Source organism: Dorea sp. AF24-7LB (assembly GCF_003478575.1).
GTDB lineage: Bacteria > Bacillota > Clostridia > Lachnospirales > Lachnospiraceae > Dorea_D > Dorea_D hominis.
Genome location: NZ_QUFR01000012.1, coordinates 23,934 through 49,804, shown reverse-complemented (window position 1 = coordinate 49,804; position 25,871 = coordinate 23,934). Strand labels below are relative to the sequence as shown.

The window sequence follows — 25,871 nt, the reverse complement described above, 5'->3', positions numbered from 1 at the left end:
CAAAGGAGACAAAAATTATGCCTGAATTAGAGTCAATGATAGAACAAAAGTTAATTGAACAACTGGTATATGGAGATTCGCAGTGGACATATCGACCGGATTTGAAGACGGAAGAGGATTTATGGGCGAATTTCCGGTATATTCTGGAACAGAATAATAAGGAGCGTTTGGATGGAGAGCCTTTAACAGATACCGAGTTTGAACAGGTGAAGAACCAGTTGCAGTTTTCATCCTTCTATAAAGCGGGAGAATGGCTTGTTGGAGAGAACGGTAAGGTTCAGGTACATGTGCAGAGAGATACGAAGAGATTACATCTCGTAGTGATGAATCACGAGCATATTGCAGGGGGAAGCAGTGTGTATGAGGTGATTAATCAATACAGTGCATTGAAGACAGAGGAAGACGGACGTAATCGCAGATTTGATGTAACGCTGATGATTAATGGACTTCCGATGATTCATATAGAATTAAAGAATAAGCAGCATTCTTATATGGATGGATTCTGGCAGATTAAGAAATATATCGGAGAAGGGAAGTTTACTGGAATTTTCTCTGCGGTACAGATGTTTGTAATCAGCAATGGCGTAAATACAAAGTATTTTTCTGCAGCAAGCGACACGGAATTAAATGAAAAATTCATCAGTGGATGGCTGGATCAGGATAATAATCCGGTATCTGATTATATTGAGTTCGCAAAGAGTGTACTGAGCATCCCGGAAGCGCATGAGATGATTGCGAGATATACGGTATTAGATGAAGATGCGAAACGATTAATATTATTGCGGCCGTATCAGATTCATGCGATTGAAGCAATACGAGAGGCTTCCAAGACAGGGAAGTCTGGTTATGTCTGGCATACAACGGGTTCAGGTAAGACGTTGACTTCGTATAAGGCAACCCGTAACCTGCTGATGGACATTCCGTCTTTGGATAAAACGATTTTCTTAATTGACCGAAAGGATCTGGATACACAGACAACAATGGCATTTCAGGCATATGCCAACAATGATCTGATCGACGTAAATGAGACAGACAATGTAAATGATTTGAAGAGAAAATTAAAATCAGAAGACCGGCAGGTAATCGTTACAACCATCCAAAAGCTGCAACGATTAATTACAAAGAGATTGCAGGAAGGAACGCCGGAATATAACAAGATTAAAAATCTGAGGATTGCATTTGTAGTAGATGAGTGTCACAGAGCAGTTACACCGGGAACGAAGAGAGAACTGGAGAGATTTTTTGGAAAATCATTATGGTATGGCTTCACTGGAACACCAAGATTTTCAGAAAATCCTTATCCGAAGATGGGTGATCTGCCGCGCACAACAGACGAATTATACGGAGAACGTTTACACAGATATACGATACAAAATGCAATCCATGATAATGCGGTTCTTGGCTTTCAGGTAGAGCATAATGGACCGAAGACGATGTCTGATGAAACAGATAGTAAATTGTATGATAATGAAGCACATATGTTAAAAGTTCTGGATGTGATTTTGAACAAGTCCTATCATAAATTGGGATTCCAGAATGGAAAAGGTAAGACGTATGAGGCATTGCTGACAACAAGTTCGATTCCTCTGGCGCAGAAGTATTATGAATTATTAACGAAAGTAAAAGAAGGAAATACTCCATTGCGGATTGATGAAAAGATCCGGCAGGTACTCCCTGATTTTCCGAAATTTGCAATTACATATTCTGTGACGGAAAATGAAGAAGGTTCACAGGTAAATCAGCAGAAGATGCAGAAATCGTTGGATGATTATAACAATATGTTTGGGACAAAATTTGATCTGGCACAGATCCAGTCTTACAATGGCAATCTGAATAAAAGGCTTGCGAGAAAAGATCCTAAATTTAAGAGACGACATGAACAATTGGATCTGGTAATTGTAGTTGATCGATTGCTGACAGGATTTGATGCCCCTTGTATGTCTACGATGTTTATTGACAGACAACCTATGGGACCGCATGATCTGATACAGGCATTTTCGCGAACAAATCGTATTTTCGATAAGAATAAAACATATGGACAGATTGTTACATTTCAGGCTCCGAAGCTTTTCAAAGAGAGTGTAGATAACGCAGTAAAATTGTATTCCGCAGGTGGTACAAATGATTCTATTCTGGCAGAATGGGACGAGGTGGAAAAGGCATTCCGTACAGCGCTGAAAGCGCTTCGTATTGCAGCAGGAGCGCCGACAGCTATACCGGGAATGTCATTGGCTGAAAAGAAAGTATTTGCAAAAATATTTCAGACATTTGACCGGTTATTTGCACAGCTTAAATCGTTTTCAAATTACAGTGACAAGCTGTTGGAAGAATATGATATTACAGAAGAAGAGTACGAAGATTATGTAGCGCATTATAAAAATGTAATAGAAGAGATAAAAAGAGAAAAAGAAGAAGGAAATGATGGCGGAGAAGATGAAGAGGAAACGTCAGACTTAGATTCAGAGTATGAGCTGATGGCATACAGTAATACGAAAATTGATTATGAGTACATTATCAATTTGATTCAGAATATTGTATCACCGGGAGAAGATGAAGAGGATATTTCACCAGAGGAAAGACAGCAGCAGATAGATGAAGTTAAGCAATATATAGAAGAATTACGAAATGGTAATCCGAAGATGGCAGATATTATGTCAAATCTGGTTTCAGAGATTGAAGTGGACGCAGACAGGTATAAAGGACATTCGATTTTGAACATAGTAGAAACAACAAAGCAGAAATACATTGAAAACAGGATTTCTGACTTTTGTGAGAAGTGGTATGCGGAACCTGATGATGTTATGTATGCAGCCATGCATTACAGAAACGATGAGATACCGAATGAAGGTGTTATAAAAGCTACAATTGATTATACATGTTATAAGGCAAATGCAGAAAAAGCGGTTCCGAAGTTCAAATACTATAAGATGTGTATGGATGAATTAAAAGAGGTCTTAGATACCGAAATTAAGCCTTTAATTAATCCATTGTAAAGCAAGGTGAAGGTGTAGTTTTATGTTTATATCAGCGTGAGTTATTTCGGGAAAGGAAAAGGCTTATGATAAATGATATGAACAGGACATTGCTTTTCAGTGAATATTTTCAGCAATGGATTGATATTTACAAGAAAGGCGCAATCCGGGAAGCGACTATGGCAAAATACCGTATGACACAGAGATGGGTAGAGAAGCTTATGCCGGAGTTAAAAGTTGCGGAGCTGAACAGAACAGCATATCAGCAATTATTGAATGCATACGCAAAAGAACACGAGCGCCAGACAACATTGGATTTTCACCATCAGTTAAAGGGAGCGATTTTAGATGCGGTTGACGATGGTCTGATTGAAAGAGATCCAACCAGAAAAGCAATCATTAAGGGGAAAACGCCGAGAGTCAAAAAGATTAAATATTTAAGTCAATTTGAGTTACATACTTTGATTTCTGATCTGGATCTCAAAGAAGAACCGAATTGGGACTGGTTTATTTTACTGGTCGCGAAAACAGGAATGCGTTTTTCAGAAGCACTTGCGATTACGCCGGGAGATTTTGATTTTGCAAGACAGACATTATCTATCAGTAAAACATGGGACTACAAGGGCGAAGGTGGTTTCCTGCCAACAAAGAATAAATCTTCGGTTAGAAAAATCCAGATTGACTGGCAGATTGTTGTAAAATTTTCAGAGTTGATTAAAGGACTGCCGGAAGATCAGCCAATCTTTGTAGGCGAATCGAAAATATATAATTCTACAGTGAATGATGCATTAACCAGACATTGCAGAGAATGCGGGATATCGGAGATTTCGATTCATGGCTTAAGACACACCCATGCCTCGCTATTGCTATTTGCAGGTGTTTCAATAGCGAGTGTTGCTCGAAGACTTGGACATGCCAGCATGACAACAACACAGAAAACGTATTTACACATTATTCAGGAACTTGAAAACAAAGATGTAGATCTGGTAATGCGAACATTATCTGGATTGTAAAAATTAAAGTAGAAATACTTACGCTGATTTTATGGAACGTCCTTGAAAGAGGAAGAACCGGAGTATAACCAGAAGGAGCCAAAAGAGCATTATAGGGAAATGATACGAAAAGATATGATTGAGATAACAGGTCCATTTTATGCGGATGAAAGTGAAGAAGATAAGAAATTGTTTTATATATGTGCACTAATCGATTATATTGCGAGAAAAACAAAGAATAAAAGAAGTGTGATCGTGGATGTTTTAGGGCAGGAACGAATTGGAAGAGCCGGAGAGTTAGCTGATTTTTATGGCAACAGTAATTTGGAAGAAGTATGCAGAGTGTTAATGAAAGAATCCCAGATTGAGCCGGGCGATTTTGATAATGTCGGAGCGTGTCAATATGATATTCCGTCACACTGGGATATTGGAAGAGTGTATAAGAGATTGATTAAACAGGTAGTGAAAGTAAAAAATGTAGATGAAGTGGATGCAATTTTTGAGGTGTATCATTCATTTATCAGTGATAAAATAGATGATTATAACAGTATCGTTTATTGTGAAAATCCGGATTATATTTTTGAGGCTTTTATGACTGATAAGTTGCCGGATTAAATCATTTTCACAAAAGAATCAAGGGAGAGAACGCAATGCCAAAAGGAACGAATCAGAAATTCAAACTCTATCGTCTGGCGCAGATCATGCTGGAGCGGACAGACGAAGAGCATTATATTACAATGCCGGAGATCATGGAGGCACTGAAAGAATACGATATCACTGCGGAGCGTAAGAGCATTTACGCGGATCTCAGGGATCTGGAGACATTTGGGATCGATGTGGAGGGAGAACAGGTCGGAAACCGTTATCACTATCATGTGGTGAACCGCCCGTTTGAGATGCCGGAGCTGAAGCTTCTGGTGGATGCGATTCAGTCTTCCAAATTCATTACCGCAAGAAAGACGAATGATCTGATTCGCAAACTGGAGACGTTTGTCAGCAGATACGATGCCATGAAATTGCAGAGGCAGGTATATGTCTCCGGACGGATCAAGACGATGAATGAGAGTATCTATTATACTGTAGACGAGATCCATAATGCGATTTCCGAAAATAAAAAGATCTGTTTTCAATATTTCCAGTGGAATGTGAAGAAGGAAATGGAACTGCGCCATGGTGGAGCATATTATCGTATCAGTCCGTGGGGTCTGTCCTGGGATGATGAGAACTATTATCTGGTTGGTTATGATTCAGATGCGCAGATGATCAAGCATTACCGGGTGGATAAGATGCTGAATCTTCGGATGATAGATGAGCGTCGGGAGGGCAGAGATCACTTTAAGAAGCTGGACATGGCAGATTATGCGAAGAAGAGTTTCGGGATGTACGGTGGAAAAGAGCAGGATGTGAAAATGCTGGTGGAAAATCATCTGGCGGGCGTTATGATTGACCGCTTTGGCAAGGATATTATGATGGTGCCGGTGGATAAGGAGCATTTCTCTGTGAAAGTACAGGTGCATGTCAGCAGGCAGTTCCTTGGCTGGGTGATCTCGCTTGGCGAGGGTATTAAGATCATCGGACCGGATGAAGTGGCAGGACAGATGAAGCAGGAGATTAAGAGGCTTGTGGAGCAGTATGGAGAGTAAGATGGCAGGAACGATCATTTGTTACGGGGATTCGAACACTTTCGGGTATGATTCCCGCATGGGTACAGAAGGAAGATTTCCGAAAGAGATAAGATGGACGGGAATTCTGGATGACAGAACAGAATACAAAGTGAAAAATCATGGAATCTGCGGAAGATGTATTCCGGAGATGACAGGACAGATGGATTTTATTTGCAAACAGATCAAATCCTGGGCAAAAAAAGCTGCACCGATATGGTTGTTTCTTATGCTCGGGACGAATGATATCCTGAATGCGGCAGAACCATCGGCAGAAAAGACTGCAGAGAAAATGAAGCATTTTCTGGAAAGATTACAGGAAACGCCGGAAGTAAGTGAGGGCAAGATAGAATTATGTCTGCTTGTCCCGCCGATGATGAAGCGTGGCTCGTGGGTTTCGGATGACCGGATTGTGACAGAATCACAGAAGATTGGCGAATTGTACGGGGCAATAGCAGAGCAGCTTGGCATTAAATGCATAAATTGCGGTAAATGGGAGCTGCCGCTTCTATATGACGGTGTGCATTTGTCTGAGGAAGGACATGCGGAATTCGCGGAAAAGCTGATATCGGAGCCGGAGGCTTTTGAATTGGATATTATATAATAAATGTATGCGGTAAAGAAAATAATGAAATTAGTAGAAGGTACAGTTCATAATAAAAGGTTATCTATAAATACATTGCAGTAGGATGGAGGAGAGCAAATGAAAAAGAAACGATTAGAAGGTGTGCTCCTGGCGTTTGCGGTGGCGGTGTCCACGGTATTTGCGCCGGTGAATGTGGTAGCTGCTGACAGCGTGGAGAGTAAGAGTGTGACGTTGCAGGATTCTGCAAAGGATCAGAACGGAAAACAGACAGAAAAACCGGGGAAATATGTGTTGAAAGATAAGAAAAACAAGGCTGCCGGTGTTCGTGCGCGGGCAGCAGGTGTAGATTCCATGACATATGACTGGGATGACACCACGCAGACGCTGACAGTCAGCGGAACAGGAAAAGTTGTCGGAAATTATGACACCAGTTATCCGCTGAGTGCTTATAAAAATAAGGCTCGTAAAATTATTTTACAGGATGGAATTACAGAGATTGGTACACAGGCGTTTGCTAATTTCTCAAATTTGACAGAAGTTGATTTTCCGTCAACATTGAAGAAAATCGGGGAAGCGGCATTTTACGGATGTAGCGAACTGACAAGTGCAGAATTACCGGGGTCATTGACGACACTGTCGACAGCAGCATTTGCTGATTGCAGTGCATTTGCTGATTTAGTACTTCCGAAAAAACTGCAACAGATCGGAGATTATGCATTCCAGAATTGTGCATTGACGCAGATGACATTTCCGGCATCTGTAAACTATATATCATCACTTGCATTTTATGGATGCAGTGGATTACAGGAATTTCAGGTAGCAGCCGGAAATGCGAAATACAGTGCTTCAGAAGGTGTATTATTTGAGGCGAAGAAGACAACGTTAGTTCTATATCCGATGGGAAAACAGGCTGAATCCTATCAAATCCCGGGTTCCGTAAAAACGATCGGAGAAAATGCATTTAACAATGCGAATGTCTCCGAAATTCTAATTCCAAAGACGGTCAGTGCGATTAATGAAGGTGCTTTTGCCGGAGCAAAAATAAAAACGTTGAATTTGCCTGGTTCCATAACAAGTCTTGGATTATATCTGTGTGAAGACTGCACGGAACTTCAGGCGGTGACGATTGGAAAAGGAATTAAGAGTCTTTCCTATAGAATGTTTTATAAGTGCAGTTCTTTAACAGAAGTATCGCTTGGCAGTACATTAAATACACTGGATAGTCTGGCATTTGCATACTGTACATCTTTACGGCAGATTACAATTCCGGACAATGTGACTCAGATTTTAAATGGATGTTTCGGAGAATGTTCTGCATTGGAAAAGATAATATTTCCAAAGAAATTAAAAGAGATCGCATTTCAGGCATTTTTAAATTGTGGAAAACTGACATCAGTGACATTCCCATCAGCGCTGGAAAAGATTAACCGGGTAGCATTTTACGGAACCGGAATTAAAAAGGTAAAGATTCCGTCCTCTGTCACTTATATCGGACCGGAAGCATTTCCGGCAGGCACAGTGATGACCGGAATAAGTGGCCTGGCAAAGATGGATGATGGCTCTTATATGAAGATGGAAAAACTGCCGGTCAAGGTGAAATATGATTACAGTGCAGCATTTGATGTTGTAAAAAGAGTAAACAGTGAGAGAAGCAAGAGAGGACTTAATACGCTTACGATGGATAAGCGGATGATTAAGGGCTCTATGCTTCGTGCAGCGGAACTTGCGATTGCATTTTCCCATACACGTCCGTCAGGAAGAGATTTCAATACGGTTTGTTATGACAGCAAACAGGGTTATATTATGATGGGCGAGAATATTGCTGCCGGACAGACAAGCAGCAAGAGCGCCATGACTTCATGGATGAATTCGCAGGGACATAAGAAAAATATTCTTACGTCTGCTTATACGGGAATCGGCGTGGGTGCAGTTGTCGTAAACGGCGTGCATTACTGGGTACAGAATTTTTCAACGACCACAGTGCAGAAAGCATCGGCTTCTTCTTATAAGAATAAGAGTGCAAATGTAAACGTAGAGGTAACGAAAGAGCAGGACGGAAATCTGTTTTATATCAATCCGCTATATTCTTTCAGCATGAAGAAAGGGACGTCCAGAAGCATTTCTTACAGTATATTTAACAGCTTTGTAAATGTGCCGCTTGTTGCAGGCGGAATGAAATATACGGTATATACACCGTCCGTATGTAAAGTGTCAGCGTCCGGAAAAGTAACCGGATTGAAAGCAGGTAAGACAAAGATTAAAGTAGCGCCGCAAGCCGCACCGTCTCTTGCAAAGACATTTACAGTAACGGTCAAAGGATCTTCTCTTGCAAAAGTAAGCTGGGGAAAATGCAGACGTTCTTCAAAAACCGTTCTGTTGCAGTGGAAAAAAGTGAAAGGCGCAACTGCTTATGAAATTTATCGTTACAAGAATAAAAAATGGGTGAAAGTAACAACGACAGGCAAGACATCTTACAAGTATAAAAATGCGCCGAAGAATGGTTCTTACAAAGTGCGTGCATTAAAGAAATCAGGAAATAAGAAAATATACGGTTCGTTTTCAGCAGTGAAAAAGATCAGATAAGAATCAGATAAGAGAGAAAAAAATAAAAGCGAGGTATAAAGTCTAAGCTATTCAAATAGATTTTATCCCCCGCTTTTTCTATGTTCAGCTAAAAGTATCATTCAGAGGATAAAAAAACACATTTGGGAGACATTATAAATTAGAAAAACGATTGAAAACGAGCATATTTTACCAAAATAAGGAACAAAGGAGAGAATGAAAAATGGTGGATGTAACAAATTTTGCACAGATGTTATTACCTTTTGTATTATTGGGGCAGGGAATATGGTTTCTGATAAACGGAATAGCGGAAGAGAAAAAGTGTACCAAGAATAAAGAAAAGGAAGTGGAAAAGAAGAAAGAAAAAGTTAGCGTATAATAAAAGTGTTTCCGCGAGAATAAAGAGTCCCGGATTTAATTCTGGGCTCTTTAATATTAGGTGATAAAAATGCAATAAGGCAGAAAATGTCAATTTTTAGTGAAAGAAAGTGAAAGGAATAGAACAGAAAAGTCTTTTAATTAGTAATAATGCTTTCTGAGCTATTAATCATCATATTAAGGAAAAAATGAAAAAAATAATAAAAAAATGACCCTTTTTGACGGGAACCAATGTCTTAATAAGTATACAGAGACATTTTATGTAGACTTATAGATAAAGAAGTAAGGAGGAACATGTATGAAGAAGACAAGACGCTGGTTGGCGATGCTTCTCGCTGTAGTTTTAGTCAGTTCGAATGTAATCTATCAGCTTGGCACCAATATGAGTGCAAGTGAATCGGACAGTACAACGGAAGCACAGCAACAGGACGATTCTGCTGAGGAGAAAGCACAGCAGGAGGCGGCTTCGAATGCACACAAAAAAGACTCAGGAGAAGCCAAAGTTCAGGAGGTGAATACGGAGGAAGATAAGAATACTTCGGACACTTCCAAGAAGACTCAGGTTACAGAAAAGACTGAGAAAAAGCAGGAGCAGACAGCAAAGAAAGCAGACACTGCAAAGAAAGCAGACACTGCAAAGAAAGCAGACACTGCAAAGAAAGCAGATGCAAGCTCCGGCGATACAAAGAAAGATTCCGAGGAGAAAGCCTATAAAGCTACAATCCAGAAATCCAAACTGGATGGCGGTGATATTAAAGCATGGGGCTCTGACGGAAAGAAAGAGACTGTTGCTTACGCAGACAGCAAATATATGAAAGAAGTAAAAGAAGGCGACTCTTTTAATTTTGAGATCACTGTAAAGAATTCTTTCAAGCTGGACAAAGTAACAGACCAGAATAATAATACGATCCAGCCGAAGAAGGTGGATGGAAATGTTTATACATACAAAATTGCTGATGTAAAATCAGATAAGACATTTCATGTATTATATAAGGAAGAAACTAATTCAGACAAATCCAAAACGGATGTGAACAAGTCTGGTGACAACAAGAAGGATGATGCTGATGCATCTGACGATGGGGAGTCAGACTCGAAGGCGAACGAGGATAAGAACGTATCTGCAGCATCTGAAAATGGTAAGATTGCAACAGTAGCAGATACAGATACTACCAGAACAATCCGTGTTGGTGAGACAATCACATTGGATTCGAGAGATGTGGACAAGTATAATTATTCTGATCATAACTGGACTGTCAAAGATAATAGTTTAGTTAGGTTAAATAAAGATACTGATATAAGCATTACTATAACAGGATTAAAAGCAGGACGTACAACGGTCACAGATACGTATACGAGTGGCTGGGGGGGTTTTTGCTGAAAGAAAAGAAAAGAAGTACAATATCGAAGTTCTTGCAGCCGTATCACCAACTGGTATCTCAATCAACGGAGCAGATGAAGTCACACAGTTTAAGACTACAAAGCTTACTGCTAGTCTCACACCTTCCAATGCATCAGGCAAGGTTCAGTGGAGTTCATCTAACGAACAGATCCTGACAGTTGACTCCAACGGAACAGTCAGCGGCTTACGTCAAGGAACAGCTACTGTTACAGCAAGTGTTCAGGGCAGCAACGATACTACAATCACTGCAACAAAGACGATCAAGGTTGTGACAAATACAGAATCAACAGATAGAGCAATCGTTTATTATCTGTTAGATCCTACAAAAGATGCGAACTCCAATGATCAGGGTAACTGGGGACCTGCATATGGAAACGCTACAGTGAATGTGACGAATGCTACATGGACAAATGGAAAAAACTGTTTTGATAACGTCGATCAGCGTGTTGTATCATGGCCGAACGGAACAAATGTGGTTACGAGAGGTTCAGATGCATGGACTCAGATATTTAACAATTATAAATCTTCTATTCAGAGTCAGCTTGGTGTAACTATCACCAAAGATGATGTAGAAGAGATTACATTGGTTCCGGCAAAGATTTCAAAAGATAATGGAACAAATCCGGATAAGCATCTGGACTGTAATGTAAATATCAGATGTAAGAATGTTGCGACAGTAAAATACTATCTGTATGATGCCGGCGGTACAAACTTTAGTATGTTAGGTTCCAAGAACTATGTGATCAACGGAACATCCACAACAAAACCGGGTGATGTTACTTCACAGCGGTTTCCGACAACAAAGACAGTTAATGGTGTAACATATACATTCTCCGGATGGTATACCAATCGGGAACTTACAGAGGCAGCGCCTGCCTTCCCGGCAAAGGTTACAACATCAATTACTTACTATGCAAAATATGTTGCCGGATATCAGGTTATGTACGATCTGGCAGGCGGAAGTTTTTCTGACGGCTCAACAAGTGCAACAGAAAAACACGATGAAGGTACAAACGTAGTTGTAAGAACAGAACCTACTCGTAAAGGTTATACATTTACAGGCTGGACAGTTGAAGGACTGGATGTGTCTACTATTAATAGTGGAGATCATTTCAAGATGCCGGGCAACACTGTAAAACTTACGGCAAACTGGAAAGCGAAAAATATTGAAGCTTACGTTACCTTAACAACAAAAGACGTAACAGAAAAATATGACGGACAGCCTCATCAGGCAGGACAGGCAACTGTAGCTGCAAAAGAAGGAAAAGATAATAAGGATATTGGAAATCTTAAGATTGAATATCAGATTCCTGGCACAGACACATGGACAACAGATCTCAGCAAGATTACAGCAACAAATGTATCTGAAAGTACGACTGTGAAGGTTCGCGTAACAAGCACTGATTTGGTTGGCGAATTAACCGGTACAGAGAAACTGACGATCACAAAGAGAAATGTAACACTGACATCTGCAAGTGGTGAGAAAGTTTACGACGGACAGCCGCTTACAAACCATGACGTAGCAGTAAGCCGAGAAGACGGATTTGTTAAGGGCGAAGGTGCGACATATAAAGTAACCGGAACCATTACAAATGTAGGTGAAAAACCAAACGCATTTACTTACAAGCTGAAGGAAAACACAAAAGAAGAGAACTATAACATTAGCACTAAAAATGGTACGCTCAAAGTTACTCCGGTAACAACGGAAGTAAAAGTTAAGATTACAGGACATCAGAATGCAGTAACTTATGATGGAACAGAGCATACAGTTACAGGATATGATGTAACAGAAATCAGTAATACACTTTACACAGCAAATGATTTCACATTCAGCGGGAAAGCAGAAGCAGCCGGAACGGATGCGGCTACATATCCGATGGGACTTAAGACATCCCAGTTCAAGAATAAGAATGCGAACTTTACAAATGTAACATATGAAGTAGTAGATGGAAGTCTTACAATCAATCCTCGTCAGATTACATTAAAATCAGCATCTGACAGCAAAGCATATGATAAGAAACCATTAACAAATCATAATGTAGAGATTGTTAGTGGAGAATTTGTATCCGGCGAAGGTATTGATAAATATAATGTAACCGGAAGTCAGACAGAAGTCGGTACAAGTGATAATACATTTGAGTATACGTTAAATGATAAAACAAAAGCTAAAAACTATCAGATTACAAAGGAGCCTGGTCAGTTAACTGTAACAAAGAATGCACAGGAAATTGTTGTTACTATCAAAGAAAACAGTGGAAAAGAGACATACGACGGAACAGAAAAATCTGTTTCAGGCTATACTGTTGAAAGTATTAAGCGTGGCGGAGAAAACACCGACGTATATACAGAAGAAGATTTCCAGATTAAAAATAGTGCAAAGGCTACAGTTAAAGGGAAAAATGCAGGTTCTTATGATATGAACCTGACACCAGACGATTTTGAAAACATCAATGACAGATTTGAAAATGTAACTTTTGTAATTGTAGATGGTAAACTCACAATTGAGAAACGTAAAGTTACATTAACATCTGCGGATGCTTCCAAAGAGTATGATGGTGAACCACTTACAAGCAATGAGATTACAGTTGGCGGTGAAGACGGATTTGTCGGTGACGAAGGCGTTACTTATACAGTAACCGGAGCACAGACAGCAGTCGGAAGCAGCGCAAACAGCTTTACTTACATTGCCAAAGACGGAACAAACCTTGAAAACTACGACATTACAAAGACAGAAGGTAAATTAACTGTTACAAAGAATGAGAAACAGGAAGTAACTGTTTACATTACCGGACATACAGATTCTAAGATGTATAACGGTAAAGAGCAGTCCGTAACAGGTTATGATGTAAGAACAAGCACAGGTCTGTATACAACAAATGATTTCACATTCAGCAAAGAATCAGCAAAAGCAAAAGGAACGGATGCCGGCGATTATGCAATGGAGCTGAAAGCATCCGATTTCACAAATACCAGCGCAAACTTCAGCAAAGTGAAATTCGTAGTTAAAGATGGAAATCTCACAATTACGAAGAGAAACGTTACGTTAAAAACTGCGGATGCTAAGAAGGTATATGACGGAACAGCATTAACCAAAGATGGCGTGACAGTTGGCGGCGATGGATTTGTCGATGGCGAAGGTGCGACATATAATGTAACCGGAACCATTACAAATGTAGGTGAAAAACCAAACGCATTTACTTACACGCTGAAGGATAATACAAAAGCTAAGAACTACAATATCACGGAAACACCTGGTACTTTGAAAGTTATACCGATAACAGATAAAGTTACAGTAACAATCAAAGGAAATGACAAGAATGCGAAGTATGACGGTAACGGACATACAGATTCCGGATATACAGTGAAGAGCATCAGTAACAATCTGTACAGCAAAGATGACTTTACATTCAGCGGAACAGCAGAAGTCAAAGGAACGGATGCCGGAACATACGATATGAATGTAAAGGCAACAGACTTTACAAATATCAACGACAATTTCTCAAATGTAGAATTTGTTGTGGAAGATGGTCAGTTGATCATCAGCAAGAGAGATGTTACTTTAACATCCGGATCAGCTGAGAAAGTATATGACGGAACACCATTAACAAAAGATAAAGTAACAGTAAGCGGAGACGGATTTGTCGAGGGCGAAGGTGCAAAATACAACGTAACCGGAAGCCAGACAAAAGCCGGAAGCAGCGACAATGAATTTACTTACACACTGAAAGACAACACGAAGAAAGACAACTACAACATTACAGTTGTAAAAGGAACACTTACAGTTACCAAGGATAAGAACGAAGTTGTTGTAACGATCACAGGTCATACAAACAGTGCAAAATATGATGGCAAAGATCACACAGCAGAAGGATATGACGTAAGCATTAATAATAAGAAGTATCACGCATCTGATTTCACATTCAAGGGAACAGATAACGTTACGAAGAAAGATGCCGGAACATATCTGATGGGACTGAAAGAGTCTGACTTTGCAAATAACAGTACAGATTTCGAAAAAGTAACATTTGTAGTTACAGACGGAAGTCTTACAATTGAGAAGAGAACAGTTACTTTAGGATCTGCAACAGCAAGCAAAGTATATGACGGAACTGCTCTGACAAGTAAAGACATTACTGTTGGCGGTGATGAATTTGTAGACGGCGAAGGTGCAACATACGATGTAACCGGAAGCCAGACAGCAGTCGGAAGCAGCGATAATACATTTACTTATGAGCTTAACAAGAATACAAAAGCAGGTAACTACACGATTACAACGTCTGTTGGAACGCTGACAGTTACACCGCAGAGTATTACACCAGATCCGGACAACCCGGATTCTTACAAGGGAATTACAATCAATGATCCATCCGATTATGTATATGACGGAAAGGAACATAAGTGGAGTCCGACAGTCAAAGATGCTGACGATAAGGCGCTGACAGAAGGAAGAGATTACACAGTAAGTTATAAGTATGGTACAGAAGACAAGAACTTCAAAGATGTCCAGACAATTACGGTAACGATTACCGGACAGGGCAACTATAAAGGAACTGTAACAAAGACTTACAAGATTACAAAACGTAAAGTAAAATTAACTTCCGCAAGTGATCAGAAGGTATATGACGGACAGCCTCTTACAAATAAAAATGTAACAGCAAGCACAGGCAAGAATGAGGGATTTGTAAATGGCGAGGGTGCAACATATGATGTAACCGGAAGTCAGACAACTGTCGGAAGCAGCGCAAACAAATTTACTTATACGTTAAATGCAAACACAAAAGCAGCGAACTATGAGATTACAACAGAAGAAGGTATACTGACTGTAATAAGTGATGACAAAGAAGTTGTTGTTCAGATCAAAGGTAATACAAAGACTGCGAAATACGATGGAACAGCCAAGACAGTAAATGGTTATGAGATTGTAAGTATCAGCAACAGTCTCTACAGAGTGAGCGATATTCACTTTGCAAAAGCGACAGCGGAAGTAACAAAGACAAATGCAGGCAAGTACCCGATGGGACTTACCGCAGCAGATTTCTCTAATGTAAATGACAATTTCAGCAAAGTAACATTCGTAGTTACAGACGGAAAGCTTACAATTACAAAGAGAGATGTAACATTGACATCTGCAACAGATAAGAAAGTTTACGACGGAACTGCACTGACAAATGACGAAGTGACAGTAAGCGGTGACGGATTTGCAGCAGGTGAAGGAGCAACATATGACGTAACCGGAAGCCAGACAAAAGTCGGAAGCAGCAAGAACAACTTCACGATCAAGAAGCTGACCGGTAACGAAGATAACTACAACTTTACAAAAGTACCTGGTACATTAACTGTTACAGAACAGAGCATTACACCGGGACCGGATCCGGAAAATCCAGATCCATCTTACAAAGGTATCACTGTAGATGATCCATCTGATCATGTATATGACGGAAAGAATCATAAATGGAACCCGACAGTAAAAGGTGCAGATGGAAAAGCTCTGACAGATGGAACGGATTACGAAGTAAGTTACGACAAAGATAATTTCAAAGACGTGACGACAATTACAGTAACCATTACCGGAAAAGGCGATTATAAAGGAACGATCACGAAGAAATATCAGATCACACCGAGACCGGTAACATTGACATCTGCAACAGACAGCAAAGCGTACGATGGCGATCCGCTGACAAATAAGAAAGTTACAGAGAGCAAGGGTACAGATGAAGGATTTGTGGAAGGTGAAGGCGCATCTTATGATGTAACCGGAAGCCAGACAGAAGTAGGTACAAGTGATAACACATTTACTTACACTCTGAACACAAATACAAAGAAAGAAAACTACACCATCACAAAGGTAGAAGGAAAACTGACAGTAACACCGGATGAGAATACAGTAGTTGTAACGATTGTTGGTAATACAGTTTCCGATACTTACGATGGAACAGAGAAAACCGCAGCAGGATATAAGGTTACAGATATTAGTAATACAAATAAGAAGAAATATACAGAAGCCGATATTCAGTTCAGCGGAAAAGCCGAAGTGAAGAAGACAGACGCCGGATCTTACGAGATGGGTCTTAAGGAAACAGACTTCACAAATGGCAATAAGAACTTTAAAAATGTAAAATTTGTAGTGAAAGACGGAAAACTTGATATCGCGAAGAGAGAAGTTACAATGACTTCTGCATCCGATAAGAAAGTTTACGACGGCAAGGCACTGACAAATAAAAATGTAACAGATGAAGGATTTGTGGAAGGTGAAGGCGCATCTTATGATGTAACCGGAACTCAGACTGCAGTCGGAAGCAGCAAGAACAAGTTCGACTATAAACTGAACGATGGAACAAAAGCCGGCAACTACACGATCACGAAAGTAGAAGGAACTCTGATAGTAACACCACAGAGCATTACACCAGATCCGGATCCGGAAAATCCAGATTCTTACAAAGGCATTACGATCAATGATCCATCCGATCACATTTACGATGGCGAAGCACACAAATGGGCGCCGGAAGTAAAAGACAAAGATGGAAATGTCTTGAAAGAAGGAACCGATTACGAAGTAAGTTATGACAAAGATAACTTTACGAATGTATCAACAATTAAAGTAACAATCAAAGGAAAAGGTAACTACACAGGAACGGTTACAAAAGAGTACAAGATCACACCTAGACCAGTAACACTGACATCAGCAGATGCGAAGAAAGTCTATGACGGTAAAGCATTAACGAAGGAAGAAGTTGTTGCAAGCAGAGGTGAGAACGAAGGATTCGTTGGAAACGACGGAGCAGACTACAATGTAACCGGAACACAGACCGTTGTGGGAACAAGCAAGAACACATTTGGTTATACACTTAAGAGTGGAACACTTGCAAAGAATTATGCGATCACAAAGGTAGAAGGAACTCTGGAAGTAACACCGGTAACAGACAAAGTTACAGTAACTATCCAGGAGAACAGCGGTAAGTTCACTTATGACGGAACAGAGAAGACCGTAAAAGGATATGAAGTAGAAAGCATCAGCAATAAATTGTACTCTGAAAATGATTTCTCATTCAGTGGTAAGGATACAGTGAAGGGAACAGATGCCGGAACTTATGATATGGAACTTACAGCAAAAGATTTTGCTAACAACAATGCAAACTTCAGCAATGTCGAATTTATCATCAAAGACGGCACACTGAAGATCGACAAGAAAGATGTCACCCTGACTTCTGCATCCGCAACAAAGATGTATGACGGTAAGGCACTGACAAAAGATGAAGTAACAGCAGAAGGCTTTGTTGGAAACGACGGAGCAACATACAACGTAACCGGAAGTCAGACAGAAGTAGGTAAGAGTGATAACACATTTACATACGAACTGAAGAAAGGAACAAATCCGGATAACTACAATATTAAGACTGTAAATGGTGAACTCGAAGTAACACCATCTGACCAGAAAGTTGTAGTTACGATCAAAGAAAACAGTGGAAAAGAGACATACGACGGAACAGAGAAGACCGTAACCGGTTACACTGTTGAAAATATCAGCAGCAAACTTCCGTATGCAGAGAAAGACTTCGAGTTTAACGGCGATGCAACTGTGAAGGGAACAAACGCCGGAACTTATAACATGGAGTTGAAACCGGGAGATTTCAAGAACATTAACAAGAACTTCAGTAATGTATCTTTCGAGATCATCGACGGAACACTGACGATCGACAAACGTGACGTTACACTGACAAGTACAAGTGACAGCAAAGCATATGACGGAACAGCACTGGAAAATAAAAATGTAACAGCAGAAGGCTTTGTTGGAAATGACGGAGCAACATACAACGTAACCGGAAGCCAGACAGAAGTAGGTTCAAGTGATAACACATTTACATACGAACTGAACAAAGGTACAAACAAAGACAACTACAACATCAAGACTGTAAACGGTAAACTGACCGTAACAGAAAATGCAGATGAAGTAGTCGTAACAATTACAGAGAAGAGTGGCACTGCTAAATACGATGGTAAAGAACATACTGTAAAAGGCTATGATGTAACAAATATCAGCAACAAGCTTTACACAAAGAAAGACTTTACATTCAGCGGAGACGCAACAGTCAAAGGAACAAATGCCGGAACTTACAATATGGAAGTGAAAGCAGGCGACTTCAAGAATACGAATAAGAACTTCAGCAAAGTGAAATTCGTCATTGTAGATGGAACATTAACCATCGAAAAACGTACAGTGATCATGACAAGTGCATCCCAGAATAAAGTATATGATGGTAAAGCACTGACAAACAAGAAAGTAACTGTAAGCGGAGAAGGATTTGCGAAGGGTGAAGGAGCTACATACAATGTAACCGGAACACGGACCAATACCGGAACCAGCAAGAATACATTTACTTACACATTGAAGAATGGAACAAAAGCAGCAAACTACAACATTAAGAAGGTAGAAGGTAAGCTGACAATTACAGCGGCACCGGTAACACCACCGAATACGCAGAATACGCCGGCAAACCCGACACCACAGAACAAAAATGTTGTTCAGAGAGTTGTAACTTCTGTAAGAAACGTACCTTCAAGAATCGCAAGAGCAGTACAGGAAACAGGCGCGAAGGTTCGTGAGTTAGTAAATGCAGGCGATAACAATGTACCACTTGGAAACCAGAAATTGGATGACCATAAGTGTTGTGTACTCCATTTCCTGATTATGTTGTTAACAGCAATCCTGTATGGATTCTTTACACATAACCTGAAAAAACGTCAGAAGAAGTTATTCGAAGTGAGAGAGGAACTTGATACCGAACTTGCAAAGAGAGGACTTCCAACGACGAAAGAGCAGAAGCAACAGTAGAAAATGTAGCAGGAAAAGGAGGTAAAACATATGCGTTATTATGAATTTGTGCATAACTTAGGAATACATTCCTGGGATATACCGGCACTGATCGTTGCAGTTATACTGGTTGTCATGATCCTGGTACATCACCGGAATCAGAAGAAACGATTAAATGACTTTGAGGATGACCTGGATCAGAAGATCCAGGAAATCCGCGAAGAGATGGCAGAAAACCAGCCGGAAATGGCAGCAGGTGAAACTGTACAGGCAGGAGAAGCAGTTCAGGCAAATGGAACTGCCAAAGTATAAAAAGGAGGTAAGCAGATGAGATATATTATCGAACATACAAAGCTCGGCTTTGACTGGCTCGACCTCCTGGCACTGATCATTCTGCTTGTAGTAGTGATCGTGTGGGCGGTAAGACGCCATAATTTAAAAAGCGAACAGAAAGATCTGGAAGATCAGTTGTCTGACTTGTATGCAGATGATTCTCTGGACGTAGAAGAAGCGAATGGAGAGGAAGCTGACAGTTCTGACGCAGATTAGGCAGAGAGACTGGGTCAAAGAAAAACTGCTCAGATGAGAAATGATTAAATTGTAAGTAGACATGTCTGAGTGAGTAAAGTGAAAAAAGAGGCGTTGTTTTTGTGGCGGGAGATCCGCTGCAGAGCAGCGCTTTTTTTGATTATAGCATCCGAAGGAAGATGTCAGTAATAATTCGGCAAATTATGGTGATGGAGGCAGCTTGATATCCCTGATAGAAAGTGTTGGAGAAGAGGGGATATAGTGAAATATCCCTAAGCGGCTGGTAAGCCAGAAGGAGATACGGGAGAGTATCCCCGATAAGTTAAAAGAGATGTAAGGGATACAAAACATTTGCTTGTTGAATCTCTTTATAGGTAATAGAAGACAGAAGGGATACGCAAAAGCAAGTGTAAGTATCCCAAGAGAAGTAGAAAAGCTATAAAGGGATACATGGAGATATCCCAAAGTGAGTCAATGAGTCAGAAGGAGATACAGACGGGTATCCCCAAGCAAGCTAATGAGCCAGAAGGAGATACAGACGGGTATCCCCAAGCAAGCTAATGAGCCAGAAGGAGATACAGACGGGTATCCCCAAGCAAGCTAAAAGAGATATGAGGGATATCGCCCATCGATCTGCCGTATCCCTGGATGATTAATAGAGGGCAGAAAGGATATGTAAAAGCAAGTAAAAGTATCCCCAAATGGGTATTGGAAAGCAGAAGAAGATAAAAGAAAAATTCTTTGCCTATCTTAGCCTTAGTGAGTTAAAATAACAGTATACAATACTTGCAGAGAGAAACTGCAGATACAGAAGGTAAGCTGAAAAACAAGCAAGAAAGCTTACATGAGAAAGAACAGGAAAGAGCTTGCTAAAGAACAGGAGGAGAAAAATGGCTAATAATTTCAATTATTATTCACCGACGGAAGTTGTATTCGGAAAGGGGACACATGCACAGACAGGCGCATACGTGAAGAAATATGGCGGAACAAAGCTTCTGATCGTGTATGGAAGTGACCGGGTGTTGAAAAATGGGGTGATGGATGCGGTTACGGAATCTGTAAAGACAGAAGGAATTACATATGAACTGCTTGGTGGTGTTGTGCCGAATCCACATTTGTCAAAAGTATATGAAGGAATCGAGCTCGGCAAGAAAATGGAAGCGGATTTTGTACTGGCAGTCGGTGGAGGATCTGTCATAGATACTGTGAAAGCGATTTCCTATGGACTGGCGGAGCCAGAAGAAGATGTGTGGACCTTATTTGCACATACAAGAACAGCAAAGAAATTCTTGCCTGTAGCGTCCGTTTTAACGATTGCGGCAGCAGGAAGCGAGACAAGTAACAGCTGCGTTATTACAAAGGCAGATACGAAGGATAAGAGGGCTTATGACGATGATATCAGTCGCCCGAAGTTTGCAATTATGAATCCAGAGCTTACCATGTCCCTGCCAGACTATCAAACAGAGTGTGGCTGCGCAGATATCATGATGCATACCATGGAGCGTTATTTTACAAATGGCGGAAATATGGAGCTGACAGACGCTATCGCGGAGGGCTTACTGCGCACCGTCATGACATATGCAAAGATCTTGCATACGGACCCGGAAAATTACGAAGCGAGAGCAGAAGTAATGTGGGCCGGTTCACTGGCACATAACAATCTGACCGGTTGTGGCAATGATGGTGGAGATTTTGCAACCCATATGCTGGAACATGAGATGGGCGGAATGTTTGATGTGACACACGGCGCCGGTCTTGCAGCAATCTGGTCAAGCTGGGCAAGATATGTATGCAAAGACGCGCTTCCAAGATTCGAACGCTATGCAAGAAACGTAATGGGCGTGACCGGAGAAGGTACAGACGAAGAGATCGCTGAAAAAGGAATCCAGGCAATGGAATCATTTTACCATGAGATCAATATGCCGACAAATATGCAAGAACTTGGAATCAAGCCTACAGATGCCCAAATGCGAGAAATGGCAAAAAGATGTGCCACAGCATGTGGCGGAAGCCAGGGATCTGCAAAAGTATTACACGAGGAAGATATGTACGAAATTTACAAGTTATCCCAATAATGTGGATAACTTCGTGGAAAAACGGGGGATAATCTGTGGAAACCATGTGGAAAATAAAGAGGGGACGGGGCATTTTTAGAAAGTGCCAGGTGCAAATTAAAAAGGGGACGGGGATTTTCTAGAAAATCCCTGTCCCCTTTTTAATTTAAATCGCAAGCTTCAGAATCTCAACAAACTCTTTCACATGCAGCGGTACGTAATGTCCTACCGGAGCGGTGTCATTGTGTGTAGCTCTGTTAGCCATTTCTTCGAAGTGTGCATCGTCGATTTCCATCTCTGTGAGGGAAGTACGAAGATTCAGTGACTGGAAGAATTCTTTTAACTTATCAGCTAAGATGTAAGCAAGTTCTTTTTCGGTGTAGTTGTATGGATCAGCATTGAATACACGAACAGCAAGCTGGGCAAGTTTGTAAGGCTTAACTTCAGCCATGTATTTGCACCATGCTATGAGAATTACTGCCATTCCTTCGCCGTGTGTAATACCATACTGGGCGCTGAGCTCGTGCTCGATTCTGTGTGAACCCCAGTCAGCGGCACGTCCTGTATCCAGAATTCCGTTGTGAGCAACAGATGCAAGCCACTGGATCTCGGCACGGGCATCATAGTTTGCAGGATCTTTCATCAGACGTTTGGCATTGATCATTGCTGCCTGAACAGCACCTTCGATCATGTAGTCAGTTGTATCGGTGTGAGCAACATCAGAGAAATATCTCTCTAACAGGTGGGAGAGGATATCAGCACATCCGCAGGATGTCTGGTATGCCGGAAGTCCCATGGTATATTTTGGGTTCATGATCGCAAATTTCGGAATGATCATGTCATCTTCGAATCCTAATTTCATCAGTCCGTTAGAAACGATAGCTGCATTGGATGTCTCAGATCCACTTGCCGGAAGAGTTGTGATAGCGCCAACCGGAACTGCTGTTTCCGGTGTTGCTGATCCATCAAAGAAATCCCAAACATCTCCATCGTAAGGAATACCAAGTGCGATGGATTTTGCTGTATCTACAGAACTTCCGCCGCCTGCAGCGAGTACGAAGTCTGTCTTGTGCTCTTTACAAACTTTAACAAGGTCACGGATCAGTTCGATCTTCGGGTTCGGAACAACTTCCCCACATTCCTGGAAATCGATTCCAAGTTTATCGCAGGCATCTTTGATCACATCCCAGATACCAAGTGTTTTGATGAAATCTCCGCTGTAAACAAACATCAGAGAAGTAACTTTATATTCTTTTAAAAGATCGTACATATTATTTTCAGCTCCGTCACCGAAGAAGATGCGGGCCGGGTTTCTATAGTGAAAGTTTAACATTTGTATTGCCTCCTGAGGGTTCTATACCTGATTTGTAGTATTTAGCAATAACAAATGGGAATGTTGCATTGTTGCAATTTATCTTCCCATACATCGGATAGACGTTTATCTGTGATAATCATATCAATATCTTTCAAATCTGTGATCTTATATTCCGCAGTATCTGAAAATTTGGTATGGTCAGCGACCAGATAATGTTTACGTGATTGAGAGATGAAAGCTTTTCTTACCTGGCTTTCGTTCATATTGTTGTCGAGCAGACCGTGGGTTAAGTCGATGGCTGAGTTGCTGATAAAGCACTTATCTGCAATGTAATAGGATATCGCATCCGTAGTCTGATATCCTGTAAATGAATTGGAACGCTGACGGAATGTTCCGCCAAGTGCAATAAGCTTCAGGGCAGAAGATTGATTGCCAAATAAATTTATAATACGAAGAGAGTTAGTAATAATGGTCATTTTTTGATTCCGTTGTACAAGTTCCTTAGCAAGTGCCAGGCAGGTTGTACTGCAATCTAAAAAAATAGTATCTCCGTCTTTAATAAAGCGATCAATTGCACATGCTGCAAGTCGTTTTTTTTCCTGTGAGAAAAATGTTTCACGTAATTGTACGGGTGCACCTTTGTCATCTGCATCCGGCAGGAATGCTCCACCATGGATACGCTTCAGCTTGTTCTGCGCTTCCATTTCCTTTAAATCCCTTCGAATCGTTTCTTCACTACAATTCAGCTTCTGACTCATTGTGGAGATCAAGATGCTTCCATATGTATGAAGTTCCTCGTCCAGGTGTTTTTGTCTGTCAATCTTTAACATAACTCGTAAATCCTTTCAGTATTATTATAGGAAAAATATATAATATTATTGAATGCATGAATATAATACCAAAAAAACTCGCATTTTTCAACATTAAAATTGAAAAAAATTGGAACGAGTTGTGAAAATGACTATAAAAGTCAAGAAAATGCCAAAAAAAATAAAAAAAAGCAACAAAAATAGTGTTGACAAATGTGTAGCAATGTTGTAATTTGTTGTTATAGCAAAACAGACGAAGGAGGGTAGACGTAATAAAATGTGATTTTGAGAGGTATTTAGGAAAAATGACATTTTATGTTGAATGCAAGCGCACGACAACATGACACAGTATCAAAATTCAATTCAAGCGAACGTTATTATTAATGAAGAAACGGATACAAAACAAAAGACCACAAGATAATCCAGGAACTTCATTAAAAAAAGAAAATACATATAACGTTAAGAAAGGAAGAGTAAAATGGAAAACGCTAACAACAAGAAAGGAAGCTTTATGGGGTTATTACCTCTGGTAATATTCCTGGTAGTTTATTTCGCAATGGGCATCGGAACCGGCGATTTCGGTAACTTCCCATTAATGATCGGTATCTTTTTAGCATCCGGAATTTCATTATTTATGAAAAGCCCGGTAGCTGAGAAAAAATCATTTACAGAGAAAATGGTTATGTTCTGCAAAGGTGGCGGAGATGACACATTGATCCTGATGGTAATCATCTACATGCTGGCCGGAGCATTCTACGGAGTAGCAAGCGGAATGCACGCAACAGATACAGTAACAAACATCGGTATTTCAATTTTGCCGGCCAACATGATCCTTCCGGGATTATTCTTAATCGGTTGTATACTGAGTTTCTCAATGGGAACTTCAATGGGTACTGTAGCAGCCCTGATGCCAATCGGAATTGATATCGCATCTAAAACAGGCGTAAGCGTAGCACTTGTCAGCGGTATAGTAGTAGGTGGAGCAATGTTCGGTGATAACCTTTCCTTCATTTCTGATACAACAATCGCAGCGACAACAACACAGGGAATTGGAAACAAAGAAAAATTTAAAGCAAACATTTTCATGGTTGGACCTGCTGTTATCATTACAGTAGTAGCACTTGCATTGTATCCGATTGATGCAACTAAGATTTCCGCAGGCGGAGCAATCAACTTTGTGAACTTAGTTCCTTATATTTTAATCATTGTATTATCTCTGGCAGGAATGCATGCAGTAATGGCTATGACAATTTCCGTTATTTCCGGAATGGTTATCGGAGTTTTCCACGGAGATTTCTCATTTGTAAAATCATTCACGGTTGTACACGAAGGTATGAAGGGTATGCAGGACATGGCAGTTATCGCTATCTTCGTAGGTGGTCTTGTTGCAATCATGCAGTATCTGGGTGGTATCGACTGGTTACTGAACAAACTGGCTAAGGGAATGAAATCCAAAGTAGGTGCAGAACTTAGTATCGCAGCACTTGTAAGTTTAGTAGACGTAGCAACAACAAACAACACAATTTCAATCATCGCTGTTGGACCGATCGCAAAAGATATCTCAGAAGAGTTTGATATCGCTCCGGCAAGAACAGCCAGCATTCTTGACCTGTTCTCATCTGCATTCAATGGTTTAACACCATATGCAGGACAGTTACTGACAGCCGGTGCTATGGCTAAGATCGCTCCTGTAACTATTATGCCATATGTATGGTATGACATCCTCATGATCATTTTCGGTGTAATCTTTATTGTCATTGGATGGCCGAAATTCAAAGGAAAAGCTGCAAAAGCAAACTAAGAACA

General features: G+C 40.6%; 15 protein-coding genes. 13 read left to right on the top strand and 2 right to left on the bottom strand.

Features of this window, described 5'->3' with window-relative positions:
• Positions 1 to 17: 17 nt before the first annotated feature.
• From DWY31_RS11325 to DWY31_RS11275, 12 genes are all read left to right on the top strand, one after another.
• Positions 18 to 2,993: a type I restriction endonuclease subunit R gene (locus tag DWY31_RS11325; protein ID WP_118520617.1), complete on the top strand. Its 2,976-nt coding sequence runs from the start codon at positions 18 to 20 to the stop codon at positions 2,991 to 2,993.
• Positions 2,994 to 3,058: 65 nt separating this feature from the next.
• Positions 3,059 to 3,985 (top strand): site-specific integrase, encoded by a 927-nt coding sequence (locus tag DWY31_RS11320; protein ID WP_118288267.1) that lies wholly within the window; start codon positions 3,059 to 3,061, stop codon positions 3,983 to 3,985.
• Between the two features lie 99 nt (positions 3,986 to 4,084).
• Entirely contained in the window at positions 4,085 to 4,579 is a 495-nt protein-coding gene (locus DWY31_RS11315) for a hypothetical protein (protein ID WP_243059847.1), read from the top strand.
• 35 nt (positions 4,580 to 4,614) lie between these two features.
• Positions 4,615 to 5,607, top strand: coding sequence for a helix-turn-helix transcriptional regulator (locus DWY31_RS11310; RefSeq protein WP_118520615.1), 993 nt, complete (start codon positions 4,615 to 4,617; stop codon positions 5,605 to 5,607).
• Entirely contained in the window at positions 5,585 to 6,229 is a 645-nt protein-coding gene (locus DWY31_RS11305; protein ID WP_158575514.1) for a GDSL-type esterase/lipase family protein, read from the top strand. The genes DWY31_RS11310 and DWY31_RS11305 overlap by 23 nt, the downstream gene beginning before the upstream one ends.
• A 99-nt stretch (positions 6,230 to 6,328) precedes the next feature.
• Complete coding sequence (locus DWY31_RS11300) at positions 6,329 to 8,794, top strand: leucine-rich repeat protein (RefSeq protein ID WP_118520611.1); 2,466 nt, start codon at positions 6,329 to 6,331, stop codon at positions 8,792 to 8,794.
• A 202-nt stretch (positions 8,795 to 8,996) separates the two neighbouring features.
• Positions 8,997 to 9,152: a hypothetical protein gene (locus DWY31_RS13955; protein WP_021859627.1), complete on the top strand. Its 156-nt coding sequence runs from the start codon at positions 8,997 to 8,999 to the stop codon at positions 9,150 to 9,152.
• Between the two features lie 297 nt (positions 9,153 to 9,449).
• Entirely contained in the window at positions 9,450 to 10,529 is a 1,080-nt protein-coding gene (locus DWY31_RS11295; RefSeq protein ID WP_118520609.1) for a hypothetical protein, read from the top strand.
• Complete coding sequence (locus DWY31_RS11290) at positions 10,507 to 19,380, top strand: MBG domain-containing protein (RefSeq protein WP_118520607.1); 8,874 nt, start codon at positions 10,507 to 10,509, stop codon at positions 19,378 to 19,380. The genes DWY31_RS11295 and DWY31_RS11290 overlap by 23 nt, the downstream gene beginning before the upstream one ends.
• A gap of 30 nt (positions 19,381 to 19,410) precedes the next feature.
• Positions 19,411 to 19,671, top strand: a complete 261-nt coding sequence (locus tag DWY31_RS11285) for a hypothetical protein (protein ID WP_021860260.1) — start codon at positions 19,411 to 19,413, stop codon at positions 19,669 to 19,671.
• 15 nt (positions 19,672 to 19,686) lie between these two features.
• Positions 19,687 to 19,908 (top strand): hypothetical protein, encoded by a 222-nt coding sequence (locus DWY31_RS11280; protein WP_118520605.1) that lies wholly within the window; start codon positions 19,687 to 19,689, stop codon positions 19,906 to 19,908.
• 869 nt (positions 19,909 to 20,777) lie between these two features.
• Positions 20,778 to 21,962 (top strand): iron-containing alcohol dehydrogenase, encoded by a 1,185-nt coding sequence (locus DWY31_RS11275; RefSeq protein WP_118520603.1) that lies wholly within the window; start codon positions 20,778 to 20,780, stop codon positions 21,960 to 21,962.
• 145 nt (positions 21,963 to 22,107) lie between these two features.
• Here DWY31_RS11275 and DWY31_RS11270 read toward each other — a convergent pair whose 3' ends face one another.
• The gene (locus DWY31_RS11270; protein ID WP_021860536.1) at positions 22,108 to 23,274 is read right to left on the bottom strand and encodes an iron-containing alcohol dehydrogenase; all 1,167 of its coding nucleotides are present in this window, start codon (positions 23,272 to 23,274) and stop codon (positions 22,108 to 22,110) included.
• Between the two features lie 41 nt (positions 23,275 to 23,315).
• A complete protein-coding gene (locus DWY31_RS11265) occupies positions 23,316 to 24,086 on the bottom strand; it encodes a DeoR/GlpR family DNA-binding transcription regulator (RefSeq protein WP_118520601.1) in 771 nt (256 codons plus the stop codon).
• A 490-nt stretch (positions 24,087 to 24,576) separates the two neighbouring features.
• Here DWY31_RS11265 and DWY31_RS11260 point away from each other — a divergent pair, with 490 nt between their 5' ends.
• Positions 24,577 to 25,866, top strand: coding sequence for a Na+/H+ antiporter NhaC family protein (locus tag DWY31_RS11260; RefSeq protein ID WP_243060562.1), 1,290 nt, complete (start codon positions 24,577 to 24,579; stop codon positions 25,864 to 25,866).
• The last annotated feature ends 5 nt before the right edge of the window (positions 25,867 to 25,871 follow it).